Genomic DNA, 16,103 nt, shown 5'->3' with positions numbered 1-16,103 from the left:
ACTGGTTCATGCGCTGCTGCAGGCGTTCGTGCTCCAGCACCAGGGCGTCGCCCACCATCACACGCGCAAGGCCCGGGTTGCGCTCGCCAAACTGCAGCAGCAAGGCCACCACGCGCATGGCCTGCCGGGTTCCGGCTGCGGGCGCATCGGCCTCCAGGGGGTCGCGCCCAGCAATCTGCACCATGCGGGGGAAGACGGCCTGCTCAATAAAGTCAATCAGGGCTTCGAACATCTGGGCCTTGCTGGCAAAGTGCCGGTACAAGGCGGCCTCGCTGACTTCCAGCCGCGCTGCCAGGGCCGCGGTGGTGATGCGGTCGGCGCCAGGTTGCTCCAGCATGGTCGCCAGCGCCTGCAGGATCTGCACGCGCCGCTCGCCCGGCTTGGGGCGCTTGCGGGGCGCGGGCTCGACAGCAGCAACAGGGATGAGTTCGTCGGTCATCGCGTCATGGTGTACAGCATCAGGGGCTGGGGCTGAAAACCGCGTGAAGCGCACGCAGCCGACGGATTCTGGCACACACCCAGGCGGGCCGACGATGGAGGTGTGCACCTACTTCGGGGCCATGCGGATTGTGCTTGAGGTAGCTTTGCATCCACACCGTGCGCAAGTGTGCCGCGCGAGCGGTTTTCAAATTGGCCAGGGTGTCTTCGATCAGCACGCAGCGGTGGGCCGGCAAACGGTGCCGGGCCAGCACCACGCGCAGCATGCGGGCGTCCGGCTTGGGCCGCAGGTCACCGAACACGCGCATACCCTCAATGGAGATGATGCCTTCGAAGCAACTGGCCAGGTCCAGGGCGGTGACGACGCGTTTGGCGTAGTCGGCCGGGGCGTTCGTGAGGATGAACTTGCGGCCGGGCAAGCGCTTGAGAGCGGCACGGTCGCAAGCGGGCATGCGCAGGTGGGCTTCCAGGCCGGGCAGTTGGTGGGTTTGTGCCAGGAAGTGCGCGGCGCGGATGCCGTGGTGTTTTTCAAGGCCCAGCAGGGTGGCCCCATAACGGCGCCAGTAATGCACCCGCAAGTCATTGGCCTCTTGGCGCGCCAGGCCCAGGTGCTGCTCGATGTAGTCGGTCATCGAGCCATTGAGGCGGCTGAACACGGCGCTGGACGCGTCATGCAGTGTGTTGTCCAGGTCGAACAACCAGATGGGGTGCTGCTGTTTTGATTGGTGGTGCTTCACGGGGCCAGTGTAGTGAGTGTTTGACGCTGGGTTTGCTTTGTCAGGGCAGCGCGGGGCGCGGGCTGGGGCAGACTCCGGCAGAGCTTCAGCTTGGCACCAAGCCAGGCGCCCCGCCCCGCGCAGCCACGACAAAGCAAACAGCCCCTGTACATTGCACGCATGAAACACATCGGCACATCCTGCAAAGTGGCCATGGTCATCGCGGCATCAGCCGCCATGCCAGCCCACGCCGCGACGGTAACGGCAGCCGCGGTGCTGCGCTGCCAGGTGCGCTACGCCAGCGACACCATCCACATCGAAGCCCGCCCGGTGGCCGATCCTTACACCGTCGCCGCGCAGAACATCGGCGAGCGCTTTCGCTTCAAGGCCGTGGTGGTTGGCAACGATCAACAAGTGGATTACATCGCCCTGTACGCCTACGACATGGCGATGCCCGGCGCGCCGCTGCTGATACACGAGGTGGTGCACCAACCGCCGTTTTCAAGCAATCCAAAGGTGCCCGGCCTGACCGGCTGGAACCATGTCTACTCCGCCCGACTCGGCCGCGAGATAGTCTATGGCTGCGCACTGAACAACCAGGCCACGCCATGATGATGATGCGCCGCTGCTTGACCGCGCTGTTGCTGAGCGCAAGCACCTTCTTGTGCTCATTCACGGCCCACGCTGAACCCACCGTGTCCATCGTCTTCATGGGCGACGTGATGCTGGCCGAACACCCAGGCCTGCGGATCAGGCAAGGCCACAACCCGTTCGCGCCCTTTGCCCAGATCCTGGACAGCGCCGACGTGCGCGTGGCCAACCTCGAATGCGTGATCGCACGCGGCGGCAAAGCCGAAGACAAGCCTTACACTTTCCGGGCCCACCCGCGCGTCTTGAAACTGCTCAAGCGCCACGTGGATGCCGTGTCCGTGGCCAACAACCACTCGGGCGATTTTGGCCGCGCGGCCTTTGCCGAGATGCTGGGCCGACTTGACCAGGCCAAACTGCCCTTCTTTGGTGGTGGCCGGGACCTGAGCCAGGCGCACACCCCGCTGCTGATCGAACGCAAAGGCCTGCGCATCGCCTTGCTGGGCTATGACGAGTTCTTTCCCCGCAGTTTCGAAGCGGGCAACCAACACCCCGGCGTGGCCTGGAGCGAAGACGAGCAGGTGGTGCTGGACATCCGGCGCGCCCGCGCTGTGCACCACGCCGACATCGTCATCCCCTTCATGCATTGGGGCGAGGAACACCAGCCCCGCGCCAATGACCGCCAACGCGAACTGGCCCGCCTGATGATCGACGCAGGCGCCGATGCCGTGGTGGGCACGCACCCCCACGTCGTGCAGGACATTGAGCTGTACCAGGGCAAGCCCATCGTCTACAGCCTGGGCAATTTCATCTTCGATGGTTTTGACGACGCGGACAACAACACCGCCTGGGTGCTGCAGCTGAATGTGGCCCGCACCGGGGTGCGCGACGCCCACATCCAGGTGGGCCGCATCGACAAGCATGGCACGCCGCACCCCACCGGCCAACGCATGCCCATTGACCTGAAGGCAGCAGCGCCGCCGCAGTGAGCAACCCGCCGATCAGTGCGAGCGGATCATCGTGCCGAAGGCTTGTTCGGTCAGGATTTCCAGCAACAGGGCGTGGGGCACGCGCCCATCAATGATGTGCACTGCGTGCACGCCGCTCTTGGCCGCGTCCAGCGCCGAAGAGATCTTGGGCAGCATGCCGCCGGAGATGGTGCCATCGGCGAACAGCTCGTCGATCTCGCGGGCCGACAGGTCGGTCATCAACTCGCCCTGCTTGTTCAGCACGCCGGGGGTGTTGGTCAGCAGCACCAGCTTCTCAGCCTTGAGGACCTCGGCCAGCTTGCCCGCGACCACGTCGGCGTTGATGTTGTAGCTCTCGTTCTCGTCGCCAAAGCCGATGGGGCTGATGACGGGGATGAACTGGTCGTCTTGCAGGGCCTTGACCACGCTGGGATCGATGCTGACGATGTCGCCCACGTGGCCCACATCGTGTTCCTTGCTGGGGTCTTCGCGGTCTTTCAGGCGCAGCTTGCGAGCGCGAATCAAACCGCCATCGCGGCCTGTCAGGCCCACGGCCTTGCCACCAGCGTGGTTGATCAAACCGACGATGTCCTGCTGCACTTCACCGGCCAGCACCCACTCGACCACTTCCATGGTTTCTTCGTCGGTCACGCGCATGCCCTGCACGAACTGGCCCTTCTTGCCGATCTTGTTGAGCGCGTCGTCGATCTGCGGGCCACCGCCGTGCACCACCACCGGGTTCAGGCCCACAAGCTTGAGCAACACCACGTCTTCGGCGAAGTCGGCCTGGAGGGCCGGGTCGGTCATGGCGTTGCCGCCGTACTTGATGACGATGGTCTTGCCATGGAACTTGCGGATGTAGGGCAAGGCCTGCGCGAGGATTTCGGCCTTGTCACGGGGCGAAATGTTGGCAAAGGTGTCGGACGGGTCGGTGGGCAGGGCGGTCATGGCGGCGCGCAGTTCTTGTAACAAGCAAAGCGCCCATTTTAGGGACACTGCGCGGGCTGTTGATGAAAAACTTGTCAACCCAATGGCCAGCCCGCGCGTCTAGGGATGGCGAGGTCTGCGCTTTGGCGCGCCTCGGGTCATACTGGACACCGTCGTGTCCGCCAAGGAGCCCTCTGTGAAGAAGTCATTGTTCGCCACCACCGCCGCCCTGATCGTGGGCTTGAGCCTGTCGGCCTCGGCCCTGGCCGTGGACGGCGAAGTCAAGAAGATCGACGCCGACAACGGCAAGATCACCCTCAAGCACGGCGAGATCAAAAGCCTGGACCTGCCGGCCATGCAGATGGCCTTCCGGGTGGCCAACCCCGCCTGGCTCAAGACCGTGCAGGTGGGCGACAAGGTGAACTTCACGGCCGACAAGGTGGGTGGCCAATTCACCATCACCACGCTCGAAATCAAAAAGTAAAGTGATGAAAACGACGTAAAAAAAGCCCCGGAGGTTTTCACCGCCGGGGCTTGTCATTCATCAGTCCTCCCTGGACCTTTTCTTGATGACAGCGCTGGATGGTCGCGATTGGTATGAATCAAGCTGTTTTGGTTCGCGATTGACCCAATCTTAGTGTCGCAAGTCACGGATTGACCCAGTTGCAGAAACAAATTCGTTACAAAATGCATCCCATGAACATGGGATAGCGCATGGTGAAAATCACACCATCCAGAGCATGAAAACGGTCATGGTGATGTAACGGGCACACTTGCCCGCCGCCATCCAGGCCACGCAGGGCCAAAAGGGCAGCCGGAGCCAGCCCGCCACCGCACACAGCGGGTCGCCCACGATGGGCAACCACGACAACAGACAGGCCTTGGCGCCAAAACGCTGCAGCCAGCGCAGGGCCCAGGTGTTGGTGTTGACGGGGTGGTGGGTGACCGTTTCGGTGCCACGGCGCGCCAACCAGCCCACCCACCAGGTCACGATGCCGCCCAGGGTGTTGCCCAGCGTGGCGATCAGCACCGCCGGCCAGAACATTTCGGGGTTGAGCTTGACCAGCGCAAACACCGCGGGCTCGGAGCCCAAGGGCAGCAACGTGGCCGACACAAAGGCCACCACGAACACCGCGCTCAAGCCCACCTGGGGCAAAGCGAACCACTGCAAAAGCGAAGTAACCCCCGCGACCATCCAAGCTTCCATGCCTGGATTGTCAGGGGGGTTTCAGTCCTGCGCTGGATCAGCGGCGGCGACGCACCCAGGTCATCACGGCCAGGCCGGCGCCCAGCAAGGCGATGGTTTCAGGCTCGGGCACGGCCTGGACATAATTCGTCATGTCCCCAAGACCGGATTTATAGGCATGCAGCACGCCTGGAATGGCGGTGTAGCCCGTGAAGTCGGTCCCTGTGGGCAAAGCAACTCCCACCAAACCATTGCCGCCAATCGACTTGCAGTTGTTGAAGGTGCCGATGTCGCACTGGATGCGCGTCACCGTGCCAACGCCTGCCTTGATGAACACCTCAAACTGCTCGCCGCTCGCATTCTGGGTGATCGAATAGTCGTTGTCGGTACCCGCCAGCATCAGGTAAGTGCCATCGGCCAACTTCGGCCCGATGGCCCAGCCTTCCCATTTCTCGGGTGACACATTGCCCAGCTCCGACAAGGTATCGGTGGCCAGATCAACCACGGGCGTGGCGGTCTTGCTCACCTCGGTGAAGCTGGCGCCAGGTGCATCCAGGTCGATTTCGCTGACATCAGTGGCCCCATCGATGTCAATGCGGAAAACCTTCTTGTTGGGCGCAGCCAGATTGGCCTCCGGCACGCCCACGCCACGGTTGTTGCGCTCCAGCACATCGAACTCATGATCATTGATGGCCACCAGGGCGGAGATGCCTCGTCCCTGGCTGCTGCCTTCCATTTTGTAGGCGTACTGCCCGGCCACGGCACCCGTGCTCAAGTCAAACTTGACAATGCGGTTGTACACACCATCCGCGCCACCTTCATCGAGCATGGCGCTTTGCAGCATGGCGAAGGCGAACTGCCCGTTCGGGCTGACCGCCAGGCCTTCAAAGCCGCGGTTGGTGCGCTTGCCAGCGGTGTTGCCCGCGTCGCCTGCATGGTTGGCCACGCCGGTGGCTGCGTTGCGTGGGATCAGGTTGCTGGGCGTGCTGAACGTGCGCACCAACTGGCCTGAACGATTGAACTCGTACAGCGATGGGCCGTATTCGTCAGACACCAGGAAATTGCCATTGCGCGGATTGATCACCAAGCCTTCCGGGTCGAAAGAGCCGCCCAAGGTGCTGCTTGGGTTGGGCGCGATGCCATTGAAGGCCTGGCCCGAGGCGGTGGTGAACTTGACGGTCTGGACCACCTGGAAGTTGGAGATGGCGCCCGTGGTGGCGTTGATGTCCAAGGTGAAACGCTGAACACGCGTGTCATAGCTGAGCGTGCCGCCACCGGGGCCGCGGTCTGACAAGCCCCACCACTCGCTGCGGTTGGCGTCGTAGTACAAGTCCGAGAAATAGCCCATTCGACCATCGTTGACGGAGGTGCCGCCCGAGACATCGAGGGCCGAGCCGGGTAATGCCAATCCATTGACAAAAGTGGCGGCCGCTTGTGCCGGTGCGCTGAGGCCCAGGCTGGTGGCCAATGCGGCGACCAGGGCCAAGGTGGTGGACTTCATAAGGCGAATCTCCTGAACATCACGAAAAATGAGGCCCAGGCTAGGTCACCACGATGACAGGTTCGTGTCACTGGGGCCCACGTTCAAGGGGGACGCAGTCCATGTGATCACCATGAAAAAAGGGGTTGGCATGGCGCCAACCCCTTTCAACAATCTACACCAAAGATCAGCCCTGGCGACGACGGCGCGAAGCCATGAAGCCCACGGCGCCCAGGCCTGCCAGCATCATGGCCACCGAGCCGGGCTCGGGCACCGCAGCCACCGAGCCACCCACGTAGGACACGGTGACGGCATTGCCGAACTCGTCACCGAAGGGGAAGGAGACCGACTCGCTCAAGGTGATGGACGACATGCCCCCACCAATGGCCGTGAACTTCAGGGTCGAGGTCAGGAAGTCACCGGCGATGGGCGCCGAGAACGTGTTGAAGAACACATCGCTCACGGTCCCCCCCGCCGCAGTGCCCTTGCTCACCAGGAACTCCCAGTTGGATGGGAAGCTGATGTCGTCCAGTTGGAGCTTGCTGGCGTCGAACGAGATGTTGTAGCCGCCACCAAATATCTTGTCGGGGAAGCCGGTGGCCAGCAGGTCCACGGTGAAGCTTTCGCCGATGTTGACGTTGGTGAGCGAAGGGCTGACCGAGACGGTCTGGGCTTGCGCAGCGAAAGCGGCCAGGGTGACGGCAGCGGCGATGAGGGTTTGGTGCAGTTTCATGAGGATTCCTTAAAGGTCAAATTGAACAGGGTTGAAGAAAGCAAAAATCACTTGGCGGAGGCCACAGGCAGGTGCAAGGCAGAAGGGCCAGGGACCTTGCCGAACAGCTTGCTGAAGCGGCTGACGTCCAGGGAATTGACCAGGCCGTCGCCATTCAGATCACCGGCCACACCGCGCTTGCCGAACTGGCCACGAAGGGCAGACAGGTCCAGGGAATTGACGAAGCCGTCGTTGTTCAGGTCGGCGTCGCAAGCGTTGCCGTAGCCATCACCGTCGGTGTCTTGCTGCTCCTTGTTGGGCACGGCCACGCAGTTGTCGCGGCTGTCGGGCACGGTGTCGCTGTCGCTGTCGGTTTCCTTGGCAGCGGCTTGGGTCGAGGCGCCGTCGGGCGAGGCCACGCGCACCATCACGTTGTCACCCTTGAAGTCGTCACCCAGGTCGATCTCACCCACGCCGTCGCCATTGATCAGGCCACGGCCCAGTTCCAGGCCGGTCTTGGGATCGAAGGCCACCACAGTGATCCACTCGGGCGAAGCCAACTCAGGTGGGCAGGTCAGGCAACCAGGTTGCACCGGCACCTTGATCTTCACCAGGGTCTTTTCCAGCGCCACGAAGGGCAGGCCGAACTTCCAGGGGGCGCTGACGCGCAGCTTGACGGTGGGGTCACCCAACAGGTTGTAGATGTTGAGTTCCTGCCGCAGGTTGACGATCGCCGGACGGCTGCCACCGCTGTTCAGCGGATGCCGGTTGCCTTGCGCGCCAGAACTCACATCGGAGATGTAGGTCTTGGCATAGTTCAACAGGTCACCCAGACGCTGGATGGAGCTGCCCGCGCCGAAGGTGGGAACGAGGCCCGGGAACACGCCATCGAACAAGCCCAGGGTGAAGTGGTTGTTGTCGGTGGTGCTGCTGGAACGCGAATCACCGATCACTGCCAGCGCGCCATCCGACTTGCGCAGGAAGGCTTCGGCCCAGTAGGTGCTGCCCACGCCCGGGCCATAGCCAGCGCCAATCTTGTTGGCGGCCAGGTCCACGGTCTCGTTGTCGAAGATGCCGCTGGCGCAGTTGATGCTGAACACCACCGGGAACTCGTTGTTGGTCACCGAGATCAGACCCAGGTCACCCGTCTGGAAGGAGGGATCGCCCCAACCGCTCCACCAACCGTGGTCGCGGTGGTAGACCAGTGACGAGCCTTGGTTGATGGCCGCCGCGATGTCGTTGCGATCGGCATCCCAGGCAAAGCCGGGCTTCTTCAGTGCCGCGGGGATGGCCGCGCCGCTGTTGTAGAACAGGGGGTTGGCGGCGGCATCCGCGTGGTAAAGGCGGGCCACGCTGTAGCCTTTGCTCACGGCATGGTCACGCACCATTTCGGAGGTCTCCACGAACCAGCGCTTGTCGCGGGTGGGCGTGGTGCCGTTGCTGTCGGTGATCTGGAAGAACGACGCGAAGGTCAGGCGGCTGTAGAAGTCTTGGCCGAAGATGGGGTTGGCCGGTGGCGAGTTCTCGAACGCCATCACCTTGGAGACGATGGTGTTGGCCTGGGCCAGCGTGTCCACCGGGAAGCGACCAATGCCGAAAGGTGGGATGGTGGTGGCCGTGGCACCCGGCAGGAACTGGCCGTACCACATGTCGCCCGCATTGCGTGCGCTGTCCCAGATGTTGGCCTGGTCGTAGTGGGTGGGCACAAACTCGGCATCACCCATGAACAACACCCACTTCGGACGAACCAGGTGCGTGTTGTAGTAGTTGGCGATCCAACTGCGGATCTGGCCTTCGGTGGCATTGGCACCACCACCGGTGATGTCGGCCGTGGTAACCACGCGGGTCGAGATGCCCAGAGCTTGCTTGTGCGCCTTGAGGGTGTCGGCCGCAGCCTTGAAGTTGGGGTGCGTGACGATCAGGAAACGGGCCCCGAAGATGGCGGGGTTGATGATGATGGGCGGGGCGCAGCGCAACTTGCTGGCCAGGTCCTTGTTGATCGTGAACTGCAGGGCAGGCAGGGGCAATTGCTCGATGCGCTGGTCGATGCCGTCAAAGCCCTGGACTCGCGTGCCGACCACGCCCTTGAGCTTGAGGCGGTCATAGATGAAGCAGTTGCCTGGGTGCTTGATGGTGACCAGGTAACTGGGGTAGTAGGTGATCAGCTGTTCAGCCGGGTTGTAGCCATAGGGCGAGAGGCGGTAGCCGTTCACGCTGGCATCGCCTTTGAAGACGGGCAGCACACCTTGGTCTTGGCCGGGGGTCTTGACACCCTTGGCCCAGCGGTCAGCGTCGAACTCGAACTTGGCGTCGTCCTTGACACCGGCGCGATTGCTTTCAGGCGGCTGAACGGGGTACAGGCGCGCTTGCTGGCGCTTGATGGAACCTTCGGGCACGATCTCGACCGTGGACGAGCCGTCCTTGGCATCCACCGGCAAGGCCAGCGAGAAACCGGTCAATGGCACTTCGGGCAGGCCCACTTCGCGGATGTCGTTGATGGCCCCGCCACCGTTGTTCAGCGCGAAACGCTGGAACACGCCGCTGGGCGTTTCAACGCTGTCCAGCTTGGGCAGGGGCACGATCACGCGCAGCACAGTGGCATCGGGGGATGAAGACACGGTTTCAACGTGCAAGGTCGGGGCGCTCTGGGCCCAGGCCATCGAGGTGGTGGCCAGCATGGCCGCTGCGGCTTGCGCGGTGATCGACAGCGCGCGCCGCCGGTTGGAAAGAGAGTGAATCAGCATGGTCGGCTCCAAAGGTGAGAAACAGGCACCGGGCCTGATTGGCGTGGTGTGGAGCGAAGACTAGGGACGCCGGACAACCGCCACAAGGGCGCAAAGGGCCCATGCCCCTAGGGTTGGGGACGGTCAAGCTAGGGGGGAACCTAGAACTAGGGCCCAAGGCTTAGGGGGTTTTGGGGGGTCTGTGACGCCTCAATGCAACAATCACGGCATGAGCAATACCTTGACCCTCACCCGTCCCGATGATTGGCACCTGCATGTGCGCGATGGCGCCGCCATGGCCAGCGTGGTGCCCGCCACCGCGCAGCAGTTCGCACGCGCCATCGTCATGCCCAACCTTCGCCCGCCCGTGACCACGGCCGAGCAAGCCATCGCTTACCGCGACCGCATCCGCGCCGCCGTGCCAGTTGGCTTGAAGTTCGAGCCCTTGATGGTGCTTTACCTCACCGACAACACACCGGCTGAAGAAGTGGCCCGCGCCAAGGCCATGGGTGCGGTGGCCTTCAAGCTCTACCCCGCCGGCGCCACCACCAACAGCGATGCGGGCGTGACCGACCTGCGCAAGACCTACGCGGTGCTGGAGGCCATGCAGCGCGAAGGCCTGGTGTTCTGCGTGCATGGCGAAGTCACCGACAACGAGGTCGATGTGTTCGACCGCGAGAAGGCCTTCATCGACGAGAAGCTGATCCCGCTGCGCCGCGACTTCCCCGAGTTGAAGATCGTGTTCGAGCACATCACCACCAAGGAAGCGGCGCAGTACGTGAGCGAGACCGACCGCTTCGTGGCGGCCACCATCACGCCGCAACACCTGCTGTACAACCGCAACGCCATCTTCATGGGCGGCATCCGGCCGCACTACTACTGCCTGCCCATCCTCAAGCGCGAGGAGCACCGCGTGGCCTTGGTGCAAGTGGCCACCAGCGGCAGTGAGAAGTTCTTTTTGGGCACCGACAGCGCGCCGCACGCCTCGAACCTGAAAGAGCATGCCAGCGGTTGTGCCGGCTGCTATTCAGCCCCCTGCGCGCTGGAGCTGTACGCCGAGGCTTTTGAAAACGCGGGCGCATTGAACAAGCTGGAAGCCTTTGCCAGCTTCCACGGGCCCGACTTCTACAGCTTGCCGCGCAACACCGACCAAGTCACCTTGAAGCGCGAGCCCTGGGTGGTGCCCGAGTCCTTGCCTTTTGGCGATCAGGCCAGCATCAAGCCTTTGAGGGGCGGCGAGACTTTGGCTTGGCGGCTGCAGCCTTGACCTAGGCCCTGGTTTCGCGAACGTAGAAGTCGTGCAGGCTGCGGAACACCAGCGTCAGGTGCTTGGCCACCTCGCCCACCGGCTGCTCGAAGCCATTCCACATCCAGGTCTTGGCCGCTTGCAGGTTGGCACCAGCCAGGGTGGCCGCCACCAACTTGGGGTCGTAGCCCAGCTTGCCGAGGTCGGGGTACAGCATCTCCACAAAGGCGCGGATGATGCCGGCGAAATCCTGGATGGCCGCCTGGGCGTTGCGCGTGTTCGAGTCGTTGATGCTGACCGCATCGATCAGCAGGATGCGGGCGCGGCGAGGGTCTTCCTTGATGAAGGTCAACCACGCGGTGACAGCGGCTTCGGCCATTTGCATGGGGTCGGGCTTGAGCGCGCTGGCTGTGGCGAAGGCGTCCATGACGCGGCTTTGGGATTCGGCGTGCAGTTTGGCATAGACCGCTTCGAACAGCAGCCCCATGCCCTTGAAGGACTCGTAGAAATAGCGCTCGCTCAGGCCGGATTGCGCGCAAATGTCGCGCACGGTGGACAGGTGATAACCCCGGGTCCCGATGACTTCCAGGCCAGCCGCGATGAGGCGGTTGCGGCGCTCCTGGCGGCGGGTGTCGGCGAGCACGCCGCCATAGGGGCGGGTCACATTGGCCGCTCGTCGGCGTTTGACGGGGGGTTCGCTGGTGCTGCTCATGACGCCATTGTCCACGCGCTGGCGCAGCTCGTTCGGCCTACCGCATCTCACACCGGCAAAAAGCCTTCCACCGACAGGTAGCGTTCGCCGGTGTCGTAGCAAAAGCCCAGCACCTTGGCACCAGCTGGCAACTCGGGCAGCTTTTGCGCGATGGCCGCCAAGGTGGCGCCTGACGAGATACCGACCAGCAGCCCTTCTTCGCGTGCGGCGCGGCGGCCCATCTCGCGGGCCGCTTCGGCCTCGACCTGGATCACGCCGTCCAGCAGGCTGGTGTCCAGGTTGGCGGGGATGAAACCCGCGCCGATGCCCTGGATGGGGTGCGGTGCCGGGCTGCCGCCCGAGATGACCGGCGAGGCCGTGGGCTCGACCGCGTACACCTTGAGCTGGGGCCAGGCCTTCTTGAGCACACGGGCGCAGCCGGTCAGGTGTCCGCCTGTGCCCACGCCAGTGATCAGCACATCCAGACCCTCGGGGAAATCGGCCAGGATCTCTTGCGCCGTGGTGCGCACATGCACCTCGATGTTGGCGGGGTTCTCGAACTGCTGTGGAATCCAGGCGCCTTCGATGCCGCCCGCCAACTCCTGGGCGCGGGCAATGGCGCCTTTCATGCCTTTCTCACGCGGTGTGAGGTCAAACTTGGCGCCATAGGCCGACATCAGGCGACGACGCTCGATCGACATGCTGTCGGGCATGACCAGGATCAGCTGGTAGCCCTTGACGGCGGCCACCATGGCCAGGCCGATGCCCGTGTTGCCCGAGGTCGGCTCGATGATGGTGCCACCGGGTTTCAGCGCACCCGAACGTTCAGCATCCTCCACCATGGACAGCGCGATGCGGTCCTTGATGGAGCCCCCAGGGTTGCTGCGCTCGGATTTGATCCAGACTTCATGCCCCGGCCCGAACAGGCGTTGCGCACGAATGTGAGGGGTATTTCCGATCGTGTCGAGAATGGTGGCGGCTTTCATGCGAGTCTCCTGGACAATGTTTCAAGACAAGACAACGAGGAACGTGATGTTCGTTTGGCGAATGGTATTTCGAATCGTGCTGGCCAGTGTGGCCGGCTGGCTGCTGGCCACACCGTGCCAGGCTGCCGAAGAATTCCTCCCGGCCGAGCAGGCCTTCACGCTGCAGGCCAGCACCACGCCCAAGGGCCAGGTGCAGATCGAGTTCAGCCTGGCACCCAAGACCTACCTGTACCGCGACCGCTTCCGGGTGGAATCAAAAACCCCCTCGGCGGTGCTCACCCCCATGAGCCTGCCGCCCGGCCAGCGCAAGTTCGACGAGACCTTCGGCAAGGAGGTCGAGGTCTACCACGGCCTGGTGCCCATGCAGTTTGGCGTGGCGCCCAACACCCCGGCGGGCACCGCGGTCCGGGTCGAAGTGGGCTACCAGGGCTGCGCCGATGCTGGCCTGTGCTACCCGCCACAAACCAAACACTTCAACCTGACCGTGGGCCAGGCTGGCCAGGTCACGGCGGTGAACGTGGACAGCGCCCCACCGGACGCCTCTGGGCGCAGCAGCACACCAACGCCAACCGTTGACAGCGGCAGCCGCATCGAAACCGCCCTGGCCTCCGGCAACCTGCCCACCATCGTCGGCGTGTTCCTGGTGGCGGGCCTGCTCCTGTCTTTCACGCCTTGCGTGTTGCCCATGATGCCGATTCTGTCGGCGGTGATCGTCGGCCAGGGCAAAGTCGGGCGCTTGCGCGGCTTCGTCCTGGCGCTGAGCTATTCGCAAGGCATGGCGCTGGTCTACACGCTGCTGGGGGTGTCCGCCGGGTTGCTGGGCGAAGGCCTGGCCGCTTCGCTGCAGAACCCCTGGGTGCTGGGCAGCTTCAGCGCGCTGATGGTGCTGCTGTCCTTGTCGATGTTCGGCGTCTATGAACTGCAGATGCCAGCTTTCATCCAGAGCCACCTCACCAGAACCTCGGGCAAGCTGCAAAGTGGCAGCCTGTTGGGCGTGTTCCTCATGGGCGTGGTGTCGGCCCTGATCGTGGGGCCTTGCGTGAGTGCACCGTTGGCGGGCGCCCTGGTGTACCTGAGCCAGACCAAAGACGTGGTGCTGGGCGGTGTGGCCCTGTACGCCCTGGCCTGCGGCATGAGTTTGCCGCTGCTGTTGCTGGGCCTGTCGGCGGGCAGCTTGCTGCCACGCGCCGGCCACTGGATGGAAGCGGTCAAAACCTTGTTTGGCCTGATGCTGCTGGGCGTGGCCTGGTGGCTGGTTTACCCCATGCTGCCACCGCTGGCCGCGACCTTGTCGCTGGGCGCCTTGCTGGCCCTGGCCGCTGCGTTCACGGGTGGTTTCGACACCCTGACCACCCACGTCAGCCTGAAGCACCGCTCTGCCCTGGCTTTGGGCATGGTGCTGGCTTTGCTGTCGGCCGTGCAGATCATCGGCGGGCTGGCGGGCGCGCAAAGCCCCTGGGATCCGTTGCGGCCCTTCGTGTCGCGCGCTGGCGCTGCTCAGACCAGTGAAGCCAGCGCCTTGGCGTTCCAACGCGTGTCCAACTCGCAAGAGCTGGACGAGGCCGTGGCCGCCGCCACCCAAGCCGGTCAAGCGGTGATGCTGGATTTCTACGCCGACTGGTGCGTGGCCTGCAAGGAAATGGAGCACTTCACCTTCACCGATGCGCGCGTGCAGGATCGGTTGAAGAACGTGGTGCTGCTGCAGGCCGACGTGACCGCCAACACCAGCGATCACAAAGCCCTGCTCAAACGCTTCAACCTGTTCGGCCCCCCGGGCATCCTGTTCTTCGACGCCCAAGGCCAGTTGCTCAACCAGGCCCGCGTCATCGGCTTTCAAAAGGCCGACATCTTCTTGAAGAGCCTGGAAAAGGCAGGTCTTTGAACCCTGACGCCCAAAGCCTGTGGCGAGCCCCCGCCTGGATGCTGGCCGTGCTGCTGGCCTGCCTGGGCATGTTGGGCCCCTTCGCCATCGACACCTACCTGCCTGCCTTCGCGGGCATCGCCGCCTCGCTGAACGCCACGCCGCTGCAGATCCAGCAAACGCTGTCGGCCTACCTGTTCTCGTTCGCGCTGATGAGCCTGTTCCATGGCGCGCTGTCCGACAGCTTCGGGCGCCGCCCTGTGGTGCTGGTGGGCGTGGCCATGTTCACGATCGCCTCGGCGGGTTGTGCCTTGTCTACCACCATCGGCGAGTTGATCTTCTTTCGTGCGCTGCAAGGGCTGTCCACGGGGGCGGGCATCGTGGTGTCGCGCGCGGTGATCCGCGACATGTACCCGCCCGATCAGGCGCAGCGTGTGATGGCCCAAGTCACATTGTTCTTCGGCGCTGCCCCGGCCATCGCCCCCATCGTGGGTGGCCTGCTGTTCACGCACCTGGGTTGGCACGCGGTGTTCTGGTTCCTGACCGGCGTGGGCGTGGTGCTGTGGCTGGCCAACTGGTGGCTGTTGCCCGAAACCCTGCACACCTCGCAGCGCCAACCCTTCGCCGTCAAAAGCCTGATGCAGGGCTACCTGGAGCTGGGGCTGAGCCCGCGCTTCCTGCTGCTGGCCCTGGCCAGTGGGGTGCCCTTCAATGGCATGTTCCTGTACGTGCTGTCGGCACCGGCGTTTCTGGGTGACCTGCTGCACCTGCAGCCTACGCAGTTCTTCTGGTTCTTCCTGTGCACCATTGGCGGCATCATGGGCGGCGCCTTCGTCAGTGGGCGCCTGGCTGGCCGCATCAGCCGCGAGCATCAGATCAAACTGGGCTTCACGGTGATGCTGACGGTGTCGGTGCTCAACCTGGTCGCCAACCTGCTGTTCACAGCCCACGTGTCCTGGGCTTTGATCCCCATCAGCCTGTACGCCTTTGGCTGGGCCATGATGACCCCGGTGGTCACCTTGATGGTGCTGGACCTGTTTCCGCACCGGCGCGGCATGGCCGCGTCCATGCAGGCGTTCGTGGGCGCGGCGTCCAACGGGCTGGTGGCGGGCGTGCTCTCGCCGCTGGTGATGCACAGCACGCAATACCTGGCGATGGCCTCACTCGCACTGATGTCGGTGGGCCTGATCGCCTGGGTTTGGCTGCAGAGGCGATAATGCGCGGGTGAAGTCGGCCAGACCGCCGCTGGTGCAAGCATCGAAAGGTGGCACTGGAGGAAGGTCCGGACTGCACAGGGCAGCGTAGGAGGTAACACCTCTCCACCGCAAGGTGAGGATCAGAGCAACAGAGACGAGCCGGTTTAGTCCGGGTGAAACGGGCAATCTCTACGCGCAGCAACACCAAATAGGCACACGTTGACCTGGCCCGGGGAGTGTGCGGGTAGGTGGCACCGAGCCGTTCTGGCGACAGGCGGCCCAGAGGAATGGCGGTCACGGCCTGGCATCGCAAGGTGGCAGGCTGCACAGAATCCGGCCTATCGGCTGACTTCACACTTTTTTTCGATTTTTCGCGCCTTGAAAG

General features: G+C 63.7%; 15 protein-coding genes and 1 other RNA gene. 7 read left to right on the top strand and 9 right to left on the bottom strand.

From position 1 onward, the window contains the following. Window positions 1–439: nucleoid occlusion factor SlmA (gene slmA, locus Q7V20_RS23240; protein ID WP_304796389.1), on the bottom strand; the 439-nt coding region annotated here is incomplete at its 3' end. Window positions 440–458: 19 nt separating this feature from the next. Then, entirely contained in the window at window positions 459–1,175 is a 717-nt protein-coding gene (locus Q7V20_RS23235; RefSeq protein ID WP_304796386.1) for a pyrimidine 5'-nucleotidase, read from the bottom strand. A gap of 159 nt (window positions 1,176–1,334) precedes the next feature. Between Q7V20_RS23235 and Q7V20_RS23230 the strand changes: the two genes are divergently transcribed. Continuing rightward, the gene (locus Q7V20_RS23230; RefSeq protein WP_304796383.1) at window positions 1,335–1,766 is read left to right on the top strand and encodes a hypothetical protein; all 432 of its coding nucleotides are present in this window, start codon (window positions 1,335–1,337) and stop codon (window positions 1,764–1,766) included. Continuing rightward, the gene (locus Q7V20_RS23225; RefSeq protein WP_370652551.1) at window positions 1,763–2,731 is read left to right on the top strand and encodes a CapA family protein; all 969 of its coding nucleotides are present in this window, start codon (window positions 1,763–1,765) and stop codon (window positions 2,729–2,731) included. Before Q7V20_RS23230 ends, Q7V20_RS23225 begins: the two co-directional genes overlap by 4 nt. Window positions 2,732–2,743: 12 nt before the next feature. Here Q7V20_RS23225 and argB read toward each other — a convergent pair whose 3' ends face one another. Continuing rightward, the gene (gene argB / locus Q7V20_RS23220) at window positions 2,744–3,658 is read right to left on the bottom strand and encodes an acetylglutamate kinase (RefSeq protein WP_304796380.1); all 915 of its coding nucleotides are present in this window, start codon (window positions 3,656–3,658) and stop codon (window positions 2,744–2,746) included. A gap of 175 nt (window positions 3,659–3,833) precedes the next feature. Here argB and Q7V20_RS23215 point away from each other — a divergent pair, with 175 nt between their 5' ends. Continuing rightward, window positions 3,834–4,121 carry a copper-binding protein gene (locus Q7V20_RS23215; RefSeq protein ID WP_304796377.1) on the top strand — a complete coding sequence of 96 codons (288 nt, stop codon included), beginning with the start codon at window positions 3,834–3,836 and terminating at the stop codon, window positions 4,119–4,121. 240 nt (window positions 4,122–4,361) lie between these two features. Here the strand turns inward: Q7V20_RS23215 and Q7V20_RS23210 are convergent, their stop codons facing one another. From Q7V20_RS23210 to Q7V20_RS23195, 4 genes are all read right to left on the bottom strand, one after another. Beyond that, window positions 4,362–4,844, bottom strand: a complete 483-nt coding sequence (locus tag Q7V20_RS23210) for a YqaA family protein (protein ID WP_304796374.1) — start codon at window positions 4,842–4,844, stop codon at window positions 4,362–4,364. A 37-nt stretch (window positions 4,845–4,881) separates the two neighbouring features. Further along, window positions 4,882–6,324 carry an esterase-like activity of phytase family protein gene (locus tag Q7V20_RS23205; RefSeq protein WP_304796370.1) on the bottom strand — a complete coding sequence of 481 codons (1,443 nt, stop codon included), beginning with the start codon at window positions 6,322–6,324 and terminating at the stop codon, window positions 4,882–4,884. Window positions 6,325–6,490: 166 nt separating this feature from the next. Beyond that, window positions 6,491–7,036: a cohesin domain-containing protein gene (locus Q7V20_RS23200; RefSeq protein WP_304796367.1), complete on the bottom strand. Its 546-nt coding sequence runs from the start codon at window positions 7,034–7,036 to the stop codon at window positions 6,491–6,493. Window positions 7,037–7,083: 47 nt separating this feature from the next. After that, complete coding sequence (locus Q7V20_RS23195; protein ID WP_304796364.1) at window positions 7,084–9,759, bottom strand: C25 family cysteine peptidase; 2,676 nt, start codon at window positions 9,757–9,759, stop codon at window positions 7,084–7,086. A gap of 208 nt (window positions 9,760–9,967) precedes the next feature. On the opposite strand from Q7V20_RS23195, the gene pyrC reads away from it, so the two are divergent. After that, the gene (gene pyrC, locus Q7V20_RS23190; RefSeq protein ID WP_304796362.1) at window positions 9,968–11,005 is read left to right on the top strand and encodes a dihydroorotase; all 1,038 of its coding nucleotides are present in this window, start codon (window positions 9,968–9,970) and stop codon (window positions 11,003–11,005) included. A gap of 1 nt (window position 11,006) precedes the next feature. On the opposite strand, the gene Q7V20_RS23185 is transcribed toward pyrC, so the two are convergent. Continuing rightward, entirely contained in the window at window positions 11,007–11,696 is a 690-nt protein-coding gene (locus Q7V20_RS23185; protein ID WP_304796359.1) for a TetR/AcrR family transcriptional regulator, read from the bottom strand. A 47-nt stretch (window positions 11,697–11,743) separates the two neighbouring features. Then, window positions 11,744–12,661 (bottom strand): cysteine synthase A, encoded by a 918-nt coding sequence (gene cysK / locus Q7V20_RS23180; RefSeq protein WP_304796358.1) that lies wholly within the window; start codon window positions 12,659–12,661, stop codon window positions 11,744–11,746. 46 nt (window positions 12,662–12,707) lie between these two features. Between cysK and dsbD the strand changes: the two genes are divergently transcribed. From dsbD to rnpB, 3 genes are all read left to right on the top strand, one after another. Next, window positions 12,708–14,543 carry a protein-disulfide reductase DsbD gene (gene dsbD, locus Q7V20_RS23175; protein ID WP_304796355.1) on the top strand — a complete coding sequence of 612 codons (1,836 nt, stop codon included), beginning with the start codon at window positions 12,708–12,710 and terminating at the stop codon, window positions 14,541–14,543. Continuing rightward, window positions 14,540–15,739, top strand: a complete 1,200-nt coding sequence (locus Q7V20_RS23170; protein WP_304796353.1) for a multidrug effflux MFS transporter — start codon at window positions 14,540–14,542, stop codon at window positions 15,737–15,739. The genes dsbD and Q7V20_RS23170 overlap by 4 nt, the downstream gene beginning before the upstream one ends. Before the next feature lie 9 nt (window positions 15,740–15,748). Continuing rightward, window positions 15,749–16,075: RNase P RNA component class A (gene rnpB / locus Q7V20_RS23165), an RNA gene on the top strand. Window positions 16,076–16,103: the final 28 nt, after the last annotated feature.

The organism is Aquabacterium sp., assembly GCF_030652515.1.
GTDB lineage: Bacteria > Pseudomonadota > Gammaproteobacteria > Burkholderiales > Burkholderiaceae_C > Aquabacterium.
Note: the sequence above shows the minus strand (reverse complement) of the source record. Positions and strands in the feature narration are given on the sequence as shown.

Coding starts and splice junctions, on each gene's coding strand:
- Q7V20_RS23200 (WP_304796367.1), bottom strand. CDS start 7,036: ATGAAACTGCACCAAACCCTCATCGCCGCTGCCGTCACCCTGGCCGCT.
- Q7V20_RS23195 (WP_304796364.1), bottom strand. CDS start 9,759: ATGCTGATTCACTCTCTTTCCAACCGGCGGCGCGCGCTGTCGATCACC.
- pyrC (WP_304796362.1), top strand. CDS start 9,968: ATGAGCAATACCTTGACCCTCACCCGTCCCGATGATTGGCACCTGCAT.
- Q7V20_RS23185 (WP_304796359.1), bottom strand. CDS start 11,696: ATGAGCAGCACCAGCGAACCCCCCGTCAAACGCCGACGAGCGGCCAAT.
- Q7V20_RS23230 (WP_304796383.1), top strand. CDS start 1,335: ATGAAACACATCGGCACATCCTGCAAAGTGGCCATGGTCATCGCGGCA.
- cysK (WP_304796358.1), bottom strand. CDS start 12,661: ATGAAAGCCGCCACCATTCTCGACACGATCGGAAATACCCCTCACATT.
- Q7V20_RS23225 (WP_370652551.1), top strand. CDS start 1,763: ATGATGATGATGCGCCGCTGCTTGACCGCGCTGTTGCTGAGCGCAAGC.
- Q7V20_RS23210 (WP_304796374.1), bottom strand. CDS start 4,844: ATGGAAGCTTGGATGGTCGCGGGGGTTACTTCGCTTTTGCAGTGGTTC.
- Q7V20_RS23205 (WP_304796370.1), bottom strand. CDS start 6,324: ATGAAGTCCACCACCTTGGCCCTGGTCGCCGCATTGGCCACCAGCCTG.
- dsbD (WP_304796355.1), top strand. CDS start 12,708: ATGTTCGTTTGGCGAATGGTATTTCGAATCGTGCTGGCCAGTGTGGCC.
- argB (WP_304796380.1), bottom strand. CDS start 3,658: ATGACCGCCCTGCCCACCGACCCGTCCGACACCTTTGCCAACATTTCG.